Below are 14,163 nucleotides of genomic sequence, written 5' to 3'. Positions count from 1 at the left end.
GTGGGTGATGACGGGATCGAACCGCCGACATTCTGCTTGTAAGGCAGACGCTCTCCCAGCTGAGCTAATCACCCTTTGCATCTCTGAGGCCGCGAAATTTACGCAGATACCGAAGCTAAGTCAATAGCCTGCTTGAAGTTTTTCTGAAAAAGACAAATTCATGTCATCTTCCGGGGCGCCAATCAGCGACACCCCCAACCTCAAGCCGTATCCGCCGCGGCTCCGGCACCTCGGTTAATCGCTATAAATCATTTTCTTGGTCATGCCGCCGTCGACCACAAACTCCTGGCCCGTGACAAACCCGGCATTCTTCGAAAGCAGCCAGGCCACCATCGCCGCCACATCCTCGACCGTCCCTACCCTGCCCGCCGGATGCTGAGCATGATCAGCGTCGCTCAACGGCTCGGCACGCCGCGCCGCGGGATCACGCGTATCGATCCAGCCAGGGCTGACCGCATTGACCCGAATCTCCGGCCCCAGACTGATGGCCAAAGCATGAGTCAATGCCAGCAAGCCGCCCTTGCTCGCCGCGTAAGCCTCGGTATCCGGCTCCGACTGAGCGGCCCGAGTCGAGGCCAGATTGACGATAGCGCCGCTGTGAGCCCGCAAATAAGGCGCGCAGTGCTTGGCCAGCAGCATGGGCCCGCTGAGGTTCACCGCCAACACACGATTCCAGTAAGTCAGATCGAGACTTTCCAGGGTGATGTTGTGCGGATCGGCGATTGCCGCATTGCACACCAGCGCATCGATGCGACCGAACTGCCCAAGCACCTCGGCAACGCCCCGAGCCACTTGCTGCTCATCGGCCACGTCCATGGCGATAAACCAGGCGTTTTCACCCAGCACCTTGGCAACCTTCGAGCCGCGCACCCGATCAAGATCGGTCAGCACCACCTGCCAGCCTTCGCTGATCAGCCAGGCGGCAATCCCCAGGCCTATGCCGCGCGCAGCACCGGTGACCAGTGCAACCCGACCATTAGCGCCACTCGCAGGCGTGGACAACTCGATCACAAGGCAGCCAGCCCGCGCGCCAGATCCGCTTGCAGGTCAGCCACATCTTCCAGGCCGACCGCAATGCGGATCAAGCTGTCGCGGATTCCCGCAGCCTCACGCTCTTGCGGCGCCAGGCGACCGTGAGAGGTGGTGCCCGGATGGGTAATGGTGGTCTTGCTGTCACCGAGGTTGGCGGTGATCGAAATCAAACGCGTGGCATCGATAAAGCGCCAGGCGCCCTCTTTACCACCCTTGACCTCGAAACTTACGACCGCACCGAAACCCTTCTGCTGATGCTGAGCCAGCTCATGCTGCGGATGACTCTTGAGGCCGGCGTAATGGACTTTCTCAATGCCGTCCTGCTGCTCCAGCCACTCGGCCAGCTGCTGGGCGTTGGCACAGTGCGCCTTCATGCGCAGGCTCAACGTTTCCAGGCCCTTGAGGAAGATCCAGGCGTTGAACGGGCTCAAGGTCGGCCCGGCAGTACGCAGAAAGCCAACGATTTCTTTCATCTGCTCGCTGCGACCGGCCACTACGCCGCCCATGCAACGGCCCTGGCCGTCGATGAACTTGGTTGCCGAATGCACGACCACGTCCGCACCGAGCTTCAGCGGCTGCTGCAAGGCAGGCGTGCAGAAGCAGTTGTCGACCACCAGCATCGCGCCTTTGGCGTGAGCGATTTTCGACAACGCAGCGATGTCCACCAGCTCAGCCAAAGGGTTGGACGGCGACTCGACGAACAGCAATTTGGTGTTGGCCTTGATCGCCGCGTCCCAGCCAGACAGCTCCGCCAGGGGCACGTAATCAACTTCGATGCCAAACCGCTTGAAGTACTTTTCGAACAGGCTGATGGTCGAGCCGAACACGCTGCGCGACACCAGCACATGATCGCCAGCACTGCACAGACTCATCACCACCGCGAGAATCGCCGCCATACCGGTGGCCGTTGCCACTGCCTGCTCAGCACCTTCGAGGGCGGCAATGCGCTCTTCGAACGCGCGAACGGTCGGGTTGGTGTAACGCGAGTAAACGTTGCCCGGCACTTCGCCAGCAAAGCGCGCCGCCGCATCGGCAGCGGTACGGAATACGTAGCTCGAAGTGAAGAACATCGGATCACCGTGTTCGCCTTCCGGCGTGCGGTGCTGACCGGCGCGTACGGCCAGGGTATCGAACGCTACGCCATCGAGGTCGCTGTCCAGCCGACCGGCATCCCAATCCTGACTCATGCTGCCACTCCTTGCCCCGTTCTTGATAGATACAAATTCTTTGATGGATACAAAACCGGCCCCTCAGGGCCGGTAGAAACTCAGTTGTTGTACAGATCGATGATCGCACTGACTGCCTGCGTCTTGACCTTGGAGGCATCGTTGCGCGCCTGCTCGATCTTGTTCAGGTAAGCCTCGTCGACGTCGCCGGTGACGTACTTGCCATCGAACACCGCGCAGTCGAAGTTCTCAATCTTGATCTTGCCGCCACCGACCGCTTCGATCAAGTCAGGCAGGTCCTGATAGATCAGCCAGTCAGCGCCGATCAGATCAGCCACGTCCTGGGTCGAACGATTGTGCGCGATCAGCTCATGAGCGCTCGGCATGTCGATGCCGTAGACGTTCGGGTAACGCACAGCCGGAGCTGCCGAGCAGAAGTAGACGTTTTTGGCGCCGGCTTCGCGAGCCATCTGGATGATCTGCTTGCAGGTGGTACCGCGAACGATGGAGTCGTCCACCAGCATCACGTTTTTGCCGCGAAATTCCAGCTCGATGGCGTTGAGCTTCTGGCGTACGGATTTTTTCCGTGCAGCCTGGCCCGGCATGATGAAGGTCCGGCCGATGTAGCGGTTCTTCACGAAGCCTTCGCGGAATTTGACGCCCAGATGGTTCGCCAGCTCCAGCGCCGCAGTGCGGCTGGTGTCCGGGATCGGGATGACCACGTCGATGTCGTGCTCTGGACGCTCGCGCAGGATCTTCTCGGCGAGTTTCTCACCCATGCGCAGGCGAGCCTTGTAGACCGAAACACCGTCGATGATCGAATCTGGACGCGCCAGGTAGACGTGTTCGAAGATGCACGGAGTCAGCGATGGGTTGGTCGCGCACTGACGGGTGTGCAGCTTGCCGTCTTCAGTGATGTAGACCGCTTCGCCCGGTGCCAGGTCGCGAATCAGGGTGAAGCCGAGCACGTCCAGGGAAACGCTTTCGGAGGCGATCATGTACTCGACGCCTTCGTCGGTGTGACGCTGACCGAAGACGATCGGGCGGATGCCGTGCGGGTCACGGAAACCGACGATGCCATAACCGGTCACCATCGCAACGACCGCGTAACCACCCACGCAACGGTTGTGCACGTCGGTGACGGCCGCAAACACGTCTTCTTCGGTTGGCTGCAACTTGCCGCGCTGGGCCAGTTCGTGAGCGAACACGTTGAGCAGCACTTCCGAATCGGAGTTGGTGTTGACGTGGCGCAGGTCAGATTCGTAAATCTCCTTGGCCAGCTGTTCAACGTTGGTCAGGTTACCGTTGTGCGCCAGGGTGATGCCATACGGCGAGTTGACGTAAAACGGTTGAGCTTCGGCCGAAGTCGAGCTGCCTGCCGTCGGATAACGCACATGGCCAATACCCATGTGACCGACCAGGCGCTGCATGTGACGCTGATGAAACACGTCACGAACCAGGCCGTTGTCCTTGCGCAGGAATAACCGGCCATCATGGCTGGTCACGATACCGGCAGCGTCCTGGCCGCGGTGCTGGAGGACGGTTAGCGCGTCATACAGCGCCTGATTGACGTTCGACTTACCGACGATACCGACGATGCCACACATGCGACGCAACCCCTACTTAATGAAACTGAACTGAACACTTCTCACTGCGGCGTTTTGGCCGTCGGCAAGAGATGCTCCTTGAACGGTATGTCAGCGGGTACGCTGATACCGCTGGCCAGCCACTGACTGCTCCACCCTAATATGAGGTTTTTGGACCAGTCTGCAACCAATAGAAATTGTGGCACGAGCCTTGACTCCTGCCACCACTTATCCTGCTGTACCGGGCCCAGACTCAAGAGCCCGACGGCGGTGACCACCAGCAGCGCGCCACGTGCCGCGCCGAAGGCCATGCCGAGAAAACGATCGGTCCCGGACAGGCCGGTGACGCGAACCAGTTCGCTGATAAGGTAATTGATCATTGCGCCCACCATTAAGGTGGCGACAAACATGATGGCACAGCCCGCGATCACGCGAGCCGACGGTGTTTCGATGTATCCGGCGAGGTACTCGGACAGTGAGCCACCGAACATCCAGGCAACAGCTCCTGCGATGATCCAGGTCAGCAGCGATAAGGCTTCCTTGACGAAGCCGCGGCTCAGACTGATCAAAGCGGAGATGGCGACGATTGCAACGATCGCCCAATCAACCCAGGTAAATGGCACAGTGCAGCCTACAGACGGATAAGGCGGCGCATTTTAGCAGAGCCCATGGCTGTCGGTAAGCTGCGATTGCAAGTGCATTTGAAATCAGTCAGTTAGCGTCAGCCGCGCTCAGGCTGGAAGCGAACGACAAAGCCTTTGAGGTTCTGCTGACGGCCCAGCAGGTCACGCAGGCGATCAGCTTCTGCACGCTCGATCAACGGCCCGACAAACACCCGATTCTTGCCATCGGCAGTACGGATATAGGCGTTGTAACCCTGGCTACGCAGGGTTTTCTGCAAGCTTTCGGCGCTTTCACGGCTCGACAGGCTGGCCAATTGCACCGACCAACTGACCGACAGGCCATTGGCATCGACACGACTCTGGCTGGTGTCAGGCTTGCTCGGCGCTGCAGCGATCGGTTGCGCCGGAGCAGCTGCCGGTTTTGGCGCAGGCGGCGTTACCGGCTTGGCGACAACCGGGGCCGGCGCGATAGGCGCGCCAGGGGCAGTCGGTTTCGACGGCGCCTGCTCCGCAGCAATCTCTTCATCGGTTGGAACCGGTTCCTGCGGCAGTGCTTGCGGCTCCGGAACCACCACGGGCTCGATCTGTACTTGCGGCATTGCCGGGGCCTGAGGTGCAGTCGGGGCCTGAACCACCACCTGACGCTGCTCATCCTGTCGGGAAAACAGCATCGGCAAGAAAATCACCGCCAATGCCACCAGAACCAGAGCTCCAACCATCCGCTGCTTGTACGCGTTATCCAGCAAAGCCATGTGCAGCTTCCTCCGTGGAGCGCCGAGCCAACCATTCGAGGGCCTCGGCAACACAATAAAATGATCCGAACAGCAGAATTTCATCTTCCGCCGTCGCCAGCGCGCACTGCCCTTCCAGGGCATCCGCGACACTTGCATAGGATGTTACCGACGCCCCAAGGTTCTGCAACGCAACCTGCAAGTCCGCAACCGGACGTGCGCGCGCAGAATCGAGCGGGGCGACAGCCCAATGCTGGACACTACCACTCAATTCGCCGACAACTCCATCGAGATCCTTGTCAGCCAACAAACCAAATACCGCCAAACGTCGACCCGCCACCGGCCGGCGAGCCAATCGCTGAGCCAGGTACTCGGCCGCATGCGGGTTATGCCCCACATCCAGCATCAGGTTCAGACGCTTGCCGTGCCAGTTGAACTGGCGGCGATCCAGACGCCCGACCACTGATGTTGCTTTCAACGCAGCGACAATTTGCTCGGCCTGCCATGGCAAACCCAGCAGCGCATAGGCCTGCAACGCCAGCGCGGCGTTTTCCATCGGCAGATCGAGCAACGGCAAGTCGTGCAACTCAATCGCACGCCCTTGGGCATCGACGCCCCGCCACTGCCAGTTCTCCTCGGTGACGCCCAAATCAAAATCACGACCGCGCAGGAAGAACGGGCAATTGAGCTCGCGCACTTTATCCAGCAGGGGTTGAGGCGGATTGAGGTCACCACAGAGCGCAGGCGCGCCCTGACGGAAGATGCCGGCTTTTTCGAAAGCGACGGATTCGCGGGTATTGCCAAGATAATCGGCGTGATCAACGCCAATACTGGTGACCAGCGCGACGTCGGCATCCACCAGATTGACGGTGTCCAGACGCCCGCCGAGGCCGACTTCCAGCACCACCGCATCCAGACCTGCACGCTGAAACAGCCAGAACGCCGCCAGTGTGCCCACCTCGAAATACGTCAGGGAGATTTCACCGCGCCCGGCATCAACTGCAGCAAAGGCTTCGCACAGCTGCGCATCAGTGGCTTCGACGCCGTTGACCTGCACCCGCTCGTTGTAACGCAGCAGATGCGGAGAATTGTAGACACCGACCGTGAGCCCTTGCGCCCGCAGCAATGAAGCCACGAACGCACAGGTAGAGCCCTTGCCGTTGGTGCCGGTGACCGTGATCACCCGAGGCGCCGGCTTGCCCAATCCCATCCGGGACGCTACCTCTTGCGAGCGCGCAAGCCCCATGTCGATGGCTGACGGATGGAGCTGCTCAAGGTAGGCGAGCCAGTCGCCAAGGGTACGTTCGGTCATAGGTTTGCAGGCACCGGCGGAACCACGACGGCCTCGACTGGCGCAGCCACGAACTCAGGCGTCGGCAGGCCCATCAGTTGCGCCAACAGGTTACCCAGGCGTGGACGCAGCTCCTGGCGTGCAATGATCATGTCGATGGCGCCGTGCTCCAGCAGGAACTCGCTGCGCTGGAAGCCTTCCGGCAGTTTTTCACGCACGGTCTGCTCGATAACACGCGGACCAGCGAAACCGATCAAGGCTTTTGGTTCGCCGACGATGACGTCGCCGAGCATCGCCAGACTGGCGGAAACACCGCCGTAGACCGGGTCGGTCAGCACGGAGATGAACGGAATACCTTCTTCGCGCAGACGCGCCAGTACCGCCGAGGTCTTGGCCATTTGCATCAGCGAGATCAGCGCTTCCTGCATCCGCGCACCACCGGAAGCGGCGAAGCAGATCATCGGGCAACGGTTTTCCAGCGCGTAGTTGGCCGCACGCACAAAGCGCTCGCCGACGATCGCACCCATCGAACCACCCATGAAGGAGAACTCGAAGGCAGAAACCACAACCGGCATGCCCAGCAGGGTACCGCTCATGGAGATCAGCGCGTCTTTTTCACCGGTCTGCTTCTGCGCAGCGGTCAGGCGATCCTTGTACTTCTTGCCGTCACGGAATTTCAGACGGTCAACCGGCTCCAGGTCAGCGCCCAGCTCGGCACGGCCTTCGGCGTCAAGGAAGATGTCGATCCGCGCACGTGCGCCGATGCGCATGTGGTGGTTGCACTTGGGGCAAACATCCAGGGTCTTTTCCAGCTCCGGACGATACAGCACCGCCTCACAGGACGGGCACTTGTGCCACAGACCTTCAGGCACCGAGCTTTTCTTCACCTCGGAACGCATGATCGAAGGGATCAGTTTGTCTACTAACCAGTTGCTCATGCTTTCTTTCTCCAGTACCGGCGGCCCGAACGCTTTGGTTCGCAGCCCCGCGTATGCCCTTGAGCTAAATTCATGTGTGCGGCGATGATCTGGATTGCCGGGTCAGCAAGACTGACCTTCGTACAACCCAAAAACCCTCAGCCATGCCTGTGGACGGCGGCAGTCTGCCAGCCGTCACATCGAGCTACTGCGTACAGCCTTGATAAATGCGCGAATCTTCGCGTGATCCTTGATGCCCTTGCTCTGCTCTACCCCACCACTGACGTCCACCGCGTAAGGGTGAACCCGGGCAATAGCCTCGGCCACATTAGCCGCCGACAGCCCACCGGCGAGGATGATCGGTTTGCTCAATCCTTGCGGTATCAATGACCAGTCAAAGGCCTCGCCGGTTCCGCCGGGAACACCTTCGACATAGGTATCGAGCAAAATGCCGCTGGCTTTAGCGTAGGCATCGCAGCTGGCAGCGATGTCGTCGCCCGCCTTGACCCGCAACGCCTTGATATACGGCCGATGGTAACCCTCGCAATCGGCCGGGGTTTCGTCGCCATGAAACTGCAACAGATCCAGCGGCACCGCGTCGAGAATCTCACCGAGCTCGCAACGGCTGGCGTTGACGAACAAGCCCACCGTAGTCACGAATGGCGGCAACGCGGCGATGATCGCCCGAGCCTGCTGCACCGTCACCGCCCGCGGGCTTTTGGCATAGAACACAAAACCAATCGCGTCCGCCCCGGCATCGACGGCCGCCAACGCATCTTCAATGCGGGTAATCCCACAAATTTTGCTGCGAACGGCTGACATGTCGTTTGAACCTCAGGGCAAATCCGGGGAAGTCCCGGATGGTAGCAAATGCATTCGAGGGCGTCAGCCGTCAAGTTCCGAGAAGCCGGTCAGGAAGTGCGGACCGATGTAACGCTCGGGCAACGGAAACTCATCGCGATACTCGACCTGCACCAGGTACAACCCGAATGGATGGGCCGTGACGCCGCCGGTACGGCGAATCCGGCTTTCCAGCACTTCCCGAGCCCATTCCACCGGACGCTCGCCAGCACCGATGGTCATCAGCACGCCGGCGATATTGCGCACCATGTGGTGCAGGAACGCGCTGGCGCGAATATCCAGCACGATCATCTTGCCGTGCTGGGTAACCCGCAGGTGATGGATTTCCTTGATCGGCGACTTGGCCTGACACTGACCGGCGCGGAAGGCGCTGAAATCGTGGGTGCCGACCAGATGCTGCGCCGCCTCGGCCATGCGCTGGACATCCAGCGGTCGGTGATTCCAGGTGACCTCTTCGTTGAGGTGCGCCGGGCGGATCTGATCGTTGTAGATCACATAACGGTAACGACGGGCAATCGCCTTGAAACGCGCATGAAAATCCGCCGGCATGACCTTGGCCCAGCTGACACTGATGTCGTGGGGCAAGTTGATATTGGCACCCATGACCCAGGCCTTCAACGAGCGGTCGACTTGAGTATCGAAATGCACCACCTGACCACAGGCGTGCACGCCAGCGTCGGTGCGACCCGCGCAGTGCAAGGACACCGGCGAATCCGCGACCTTCGACAGAGCCGTTTCAAGGGTTTGCTGCACGGTGGCCACACCGGACGCCTGGCGCTGCCAGCCGCGATAGCGCGAGCCTTTATATTCAACGCCCAACGCGATCCGGAAAAAGCCGTCGGCCGCCATTTCGGCGGCCGGGTTATCTATATTTGCCAAGGAGTGACAGCCTGCTGATGTACGCAAAGGCGGGCATTATAAGGCCGCCGAGGCGGGACGCCATGTTCACGGTGTTTTTTGTTCGCGCCCCGACAGACGAATTGTCATTTGCACGAGCCACCGCAGTTTCGCTATATAGACAAATACATAACGAAGACCGGACACCTGACGAGAACTGATAAATGAGCGCCATAGAAAAGGAAGCCGTTGGATTGGCCTACAGCCTGGAGGGAATGCTCCACGCCAAACGCAAGACCTGGGAAGCCATCGATGAAATGGTCCGCCGGATCAAACCCGGCATGCTGGAGTCCGAAGCCCTGCTGATGGGGCTTGAAGTACTGACCGAACTGGGCATGGACCGCATCTGGCACCCGACCAAGATCCGCTTCGGCGAGAACACCTTGAAAACTTTCAAGCAGCCCTCGAGCGGCGATCCGGTGCTGGGCGAAAACGATATTTTCTTCATCGACCTCGGGGTCGTGTGGGATCGCCACGAGGGCGACTCCGGTGCCACCTTCACCACCGGCAACGACCCGGAAATGATCGCCTGTGCAGCGGCCGCAAAAAACCTGTTCGACCAGGTTCAGGACTATTGGCGAACCCATCGGGTCGCCGGCCCGGAGCTGTATCGCTACGCCGAGGAACAAGCGTCCGCCATGGGCTGGGTGTTGAACCTGGACAACAAGGGCCATCGGGTCAGCGACTTCCCCCATGCGATCTATCGCGCGGGCGATCTGGGCAATTTCGAAGCCTGTCCGAATGTAGGGCTGTGGATCCTCGAAATCCAGTTGGCCCACCCTACCCGGCCATTCGGCGCGTTTTATGAGGATTTGCTGGCCTGATAGCCCCAATGAAAATCCAATGTGGGAGCGAGCCTGCTCGCGATGGCAATCCAACAAACGCCATCACCTCACTGTGAAAACAAAAACGGCAGCCTCGATGGGCTGCCGTTTTCGTTATGCGTTACCGGTCAATCAGGCCATACGCGCGAGCATTTCCTTGGCTTCGCTCTTCTGACCGTCATTACCCTCGCTGATCACCTCATCGAGGATGTCCCGCGCGCCTTCGTTGTCACCCATGTCGATGTAAGCCTGCGCCAGGTCCAGCTTGGTCGCGACCTCGTCAGTGCCCGCGAGGAAGTCAAACTCAGGCTCATCCATCCCGATCGCCGCATCTTCAGCGGTGAAGCTTGGCTCGGCGATAGCCGGGTGTTCCAGGCTACCGGACAAACGATCCAGCTCAGCATTGACATCGTCCAGCTCGGACATGAAGTCGTCCGACTCAGGCTTGGCTTGAGCATCGAGCTCATCCGCCAGGGACAGGTCGAAATCAGCCGGCAACTCCAGATCATCAAGCGCCGCCTCTGTGACCGCAGGCGACTCGGCCGCTGGCAGGTCTTTCAGATCGTCGTCGAGGTTGAGCAAGAACTCGTCATCAGCCAGGGTCGAATCCGGCACATCGCCACCCAGATCCAGGTCGAAATCCGACAGGTCATCCAGACTGTCCTTGGCTTCGGTCTGCTGTTGCAGAACGGATTCGAAACTCAGATCGTCGTCAAGCGGGAACGCGTCCAGCTCCAGCGCCGGCTCTGGAGCGACTACCGCGGGCGATGCAGCTTCCAGATCATCCAGGCTCAGGTCGAAGGCGCTGTCGAAGTCATCCTCGACAGGTGCCGGGGCTGGTACGGCTTCAGGTGCCGGAGCGGGCGCCTGAGGCTCATCGTGCAGCAGGTCCTTGACGTATTGCGCATCCAGCTCGGCGGCAACCGCGGCGGCGGCGATACCGCCAACAGCTGCCACGGCAACCATCGCCGGAAAGCGGCTTTTCAACTGTTCAACGTCAGCATGATTTTTGCCATTGGCAACCAGCTGACGCTCTTGCGCCACGAACGCACTGCGATCGCCCTGCTGGCCGTAGACTTCCATCAGCTTCAAGCGCAGGTCGCTACGTTGCGGCTCTTGCTTGATGCCGTCTTCGAGCAGACTGGCCGCCTGATTCAGACGCCCGGCGTTGATGTGCGACTGAGCTTGCGCCAGGACATCGTCCGAGCGCTCGGCCGCAGGCGCTACCAAAGGTGCAGCAATCGGTGGCGTTACCACCACCGGCGCCACGACTGGAGCTGGAGCTGGAGCTGGAGCTGGAGCTGGAGGCGTTGCAAGCTTGACGACTGGCGGCGGAACTTCAAGACCTTCAAAGCTGCTTTCCGGCAGATCGAGCTCTTCAGTAAAGTCCGACTCTTCAGCCAATGCCTTGGCCATGCGCTTGTGCTTCTCGGCTTCCTGTTGGGCCTTGCGACGACGCGCCAGCAGCAACAGAAGCAACAACAGCACCACAGCACCACCACCTACCAGCCCCAGAAGCACCGGATTGGTCAGCAGTTCGTTGTACTTTTGCTCGTCACTCACCGCCGGGGTTGCCTGTGTCGGCGCCTCGGCAGGCACTGCGGCCGGCGTTGCCCCTGGCGTTACCGCAGGAGACGCGGGCGCCTCCGGGGTTGGCGCCGCAGCAGGCTGGGCGACCAGATCGGCCGACATCGCTGCCGAAGGTTGAGCACCAGCACCTGCCGAGCCTTCCGCCTCCAGCTTGGCCAGTTGATTATTCTTCAGCTCGATCAAGCGCTGGAGTTTGTCCAGCTGACTCTGCAAGTCAGTCATGCGGCTTTTCAGCTCGGCATTGTCGCGACGGGTCGTATCGAGGCCTTCCTGGGTCACCGCCAGCTTGTTGCTGATGGCTTTGCTATCACCCGCTTTGCCCTTGCCACCTTTCTTGCCGGACTCGGCCGAAACCAGAGTCAGGCTGTCCTTGGCGGCACCTTGCGGCGCGACAACATCATGCCCGCGCTTGGTTGCATCAAGCTGTTGCGCCTGCGCCCGGTGAACCGAGCGACGACCCTGACGCCAGGCAGTGTTCTGCGCGGCGACTTCGGCAATGGCTTTAGGCTGTGCCAGGCTGGTGCTTTGCGTGGCATCCGGCAGGCGCAAGACCTGACCGGTTTTCAGCCGATTGATGTTGCCATCGATAAAGGCGTCCGGGTTCAGTGCCTGAATCGCCAGCATGGTTTGCTGGATCGAGCCGCCATTGCGCGCCTTCGCGGCGATTTCCCACAAGGTGTCGCGCGGCGTGGTGATGTGCTGCGCAGGCTTGCTCGCGCCAGTCACCGGTGCGTTGACTGCTGGCGCTTGAGACGGCGCGGGGTGCGCGGCAGCGTCAGCGGTTTGCGGCGAGAATTTGGACGGATCGAGCAGCACGCTGTAATCGCGCAGCAGTCGACCGTTTGGCCACATCACCTGAACCAGGAATTTCACCATGGGCTCGGAGAGTGGCTGACTTGAAGTCACCCGCAGGATGCTTTTACCACTGGCATTGAGCACTGGCGTGAACGTCAGGTCATTGAGGAACGCCTGACGGTCAACCCCGGCCTTGGCGAAGTCGTCGGCCGAAGCCAGGCTCGGCACCACTTCGGCAGCGGTGAGGTCCTTGACGTCAAGCAGCTCGATCTCTGCCACCAGGGGCTGGTTCAGGGTCGACTTCAGGGTCAGTTCCCCAAGCCCGAGGGCATGCGCCATACCGGAGGACAGCGCCGAGGCGGCCGCTATTGCTAACACCAGTTTGCGAACTTGAACCATAGCCTCATCCTTTGTTGAACGTTCCTCGGCAAGCGAGAAGGTGTTGATAACCGCTGCCGTAAGGCATTGCGCGCAGTCTCGAAGAGTCCCTGCGCGCGCGTCTTTCACTTATGCCCTTGGAAGCCCTTGATGGTGGCTCGCCTCCAGCATTCGGGCCAAGCATATCGCTCGACTGGAATCATTCTGAAAATTGTTGCCAAGTATCTTTTACACAAGGTCTTTTATCAACAGCTCAGCCACTTGCACCGCATTGAGTGCCGCGCCTTTGCGTACGTTATCTGACGTCAGCCACAGATTAAGTTCCGCCGGGTCGTCGACTCCGCTGCGAACCCGACCAACGTAGACCACGTCCTGCCCTACCGCATCGCCGACCGGCGTCGGGTAGTCACCCGCCTCGACCAGTTCGACACCCGGTGCCGCCTCAAGCGCAGCATTCACTGCCGCCAGGTCGACAGCCCTGGCTGACTGCAAGGTCACGCTAAAGCTATCGCCGAAAAACACCGGGGCTTGAATGCAAGTGACAGAAATCTTTAATAAAGGCTGTGCCATGACCTCGCGCAGCTCTCGAACCAGACGTTTTTCCAGCAGTGTATGGCCCTGAGCGTCCGGCGTGCCGACTTGTGCCAGCAGGTTGAAAGCCATTTGTCGATCAAAGAAACGCGGCTCCAGCGGGCGAACATTCAGCAGTTCAGCCGTTTGCCGGGCCAGCTCGGTGACCGCTTCGCGGCCTTGGGCGGAAACCGCCAGGCTGGCGGTGACGGTCACTCGCTGCAAGTCGAGCAAATCGCGCAGCGGCGCCAGCACCACGGCCAGGGTGGTAGCCGATGCACTTGGGCTGCTCACCTGAAAAGGCTTTTTCAAGCCGGCCAGCACTTGGCTGTTGGCTTCCGGCACCACCTGCGGTGCTTGTTCCGCCGGTAAGGCGCCAGACAAATCGATCAGTGCGCAACCGGCGGTCGTAGCACGCGACGCAAAGCTCAGGGTGACCGCAGGGCCGGCGGCGAAGAACACCAATTGGACCTTGCTGAAATCAAATTCGTCGACTTCCCGCACCCGCACGTTCTTCCCGCGAAACGGCACCGAATGCCCGGCCGACTCACTGCTGGCCAGCAGGTGCAGGTTGGCAACCGGAAAGTCGCGTTCTTCAAGAATCTGGACGAGGGTTTCGCCGACAGTACCGGTGGCGCCGACGACGGCGATATCAAAGGACTGGCTCATGGTTCTACCTCAGGCGAAACGGGGGGAGCGGCACTTTACCGGGTGGTGGGTGCACAGGCAATTCTGCTGGGTATATGTGGTGTCCGAGCCGACGCCATCGCGAGCAAGCTCGCTCCCACATTTGATCTCCAGTGTTCACACGGTCAATGTGGGAGCGAGCTTGCTCGCGATGGCAGACCAACAGACACCAAAGCCCTCCAGACAAAAAATCATAAAAAAACCCGCACCTCTTT

General features: G+C 60.3%; 12 protein-coding genes and 1 tRNA gene. 1 reads left to right on the top strand and 12 read right to left on the bottom strand.

Features of this window, described 5'->3' with window-relative positions; all coding sequences use genetic code 11:
• Position 1 precedes the first annotated feature (1 nt).
• The 10 genes from AC1RKH_RS10000 to truA all read right to left on the bottom strand — a co-directional run bounded on the left by AC1RKH_RS10000 (position 2) and on the right by truA (position 9,056).
• Positions 2–74 (bottom strand) — tRNA-Val (locus AC1RKH_RS10000).
• 160 nt (positions 75–234) lie between these two features.
• Positions 235–1,011 (bottom strand): SDR family oxidoreductase, encoded by a 777-nt coding sequence (locus tag AC1RKH_RS09995; RefSeq protein WP_493061618.1) that lies wholly within the window; start codon positions 1,009–1,011, stop codon positions 235–237.
• Positions 1,008–2,219 carry an O-succinylhomoserine sulfhydrylase gene (locus AC1RKH_RS09990; RefSeq protein ID WP_493061617.1) on the bottom strand — a complete coding sequence of 404 codons (1,212 nt, stop codon included), beginning with the start codon at positions 2,217–2,219 and terminating at the stop codon, positions 1,008–1,010. Before AC1RKH_RS09990 ends, AC1RKH_RS09995 begins: the two co-directional genes overlap by 4 nt.
• A gap of 80 nt (positions 2,220–2,299) precedes the next feature.
• Positions 2,300–3,805 (bottom strand): amidophosphoribosyltransferase, encoded by a 1,506-nt coding sequence (purF, locus tag AC1RKH_RS09985; protein ID WP_123425738.1) that lies wholly within the window; start codon positions 3,803–3,805, stop codon positions 2,300–2,302.
• A 41-nt stretch (positions 3,806–3,846) separates the two neighbouring features.
• A complete protein-coding gene (locus tag AC1RKH_RS09980) occupies positions 3,847–4,407 on the bottom strand; it encodes a CvpA family protein (RefSeq protein WP_123425737.1) in 561 nt (186 codons plus the stop codon).
• Between the two features lie 98 nt (positions 4,408–4,505).
• The gene (locus AC1RKH_RS09975) at positions 4,506–5,159 is read right to left on the bottom strand and encodes an SPOR domain-containing protein (RefSeq protein ID WP_493061616.1); all 654 of its coding nucleotides are present in this window, start codon (positions 5,157–5,159) and stop codon (positions 4,506–4,508) included.
• Positions 5,143–6,450 (bottom strand): bifunctional tetrahydrofolate synthase/dihydrofolate synthase, encoded by a 1,308-nt coding sequence (folC, locus tag AC1RKH_RS09970; RefSeq protein ID WP_493061615.1) that lies wholly within the window; start codon positions 6,448–6,450, stop codon positions 5,143–5,145. The genes AC1RKH_RS09975 and folC overlap by 17 nt, the downstream gene beginning before the upstream one ends.
• Positions 6,447–7,367 (bottom strand): acetyl-CoA carboxylase, carboxyltransferase subunit beta, encoded by a 921-nt coding sequence (gene accD, locus AC1RKH_RS09965; RefSeq protein WP_123425734.1) that lies wholly within the window; start codon positions 7,365–7,367, stop codon positions 6,447–6,449. The genes folC and accD overlap by 4 nt, the downstream gene beginning before the upstream one ends.
• Positions 7,368–7,541: 174 nt before the next feature.
• Positions 7,542–8,168: a phosphoribosylanthranilate isomerase gene (locus tag AC1RKH_RS09960; RefSeq protein ID WP_401119228.1), complete on the bottom strand. Its 627-nt coding sequence runs from the start codon at positions 8,166–8,168 to the stop codon at positions 7,542–7,544.
• A 63-nt stretch (positions 8,169–8,231) separates the two neighbouring features.
• A complete protein-coding gene (gene truA, locus AC1RKH_RS09955; protein WP_493061869.1) occupies positions 8,232–9,056 on the bottom strand; it encodes a tRNA pseudouridine(38-40) synthase TruA in 825 nt (274 codons plus the stop codon).
• A gap of 212 nt (positions 9,057–9,268) precedes the next feature.
• Here truA and AC1RKH_RS09950 point away from each other — a divergent pair, with 212 nt between their 5' ends.
• Positions 9,269–9,928, top strand: a complete 660-nt coding sequence (locus AC1RKH_RS09950; protein WP_493061614.1) for a M24 family metallopeptidase — start codon at positions 9,269–9,271, stop codon at positions 9,926–9,928.
• 132 nt (positions 9,929–10,060) lie between these two features.
• On the opposite strand, the gene AC1RKH_RS09945 is transcribed toward AC1RKH_RS09950, so the two are convergent.
• Together AC1RKH_RS09945 and AC1RKH_RS09940 are read right to left on the bottom strand one after the other, a co-directional pair.
• Entirely contained in the window at positions 10,061–12,712 is a 2,652-nt protein-coding gene (locus tag AC1RKH_RS09945; protein ID WP_493061613.1) for a motility hub landmark protein FimV, read from the bottom strand.
• A gap of 207 nt (positions 12,713–12,919) precedes the next feature.
• Entirely contained in the window at positions 12,920–13,930 is a 1,011-nt protein-coding gene (locus AC1RKH_RS09940; protein WP_493061612.1) for an aspartate-semialdehyde dehydrogenase, read from the bottom strand.
• Positions 13,931–14,163: the final 233 nt, after the last annotated feature.

The organism is Pseudomonas sp. GW822-FHT06B12 (assembly GCF_058799675.1).
The sequence above is the reverse complement of the archived record's forward strand: the minus strand, read 5'-3'. Positions and strand labels throughout refer to the sequence as shown.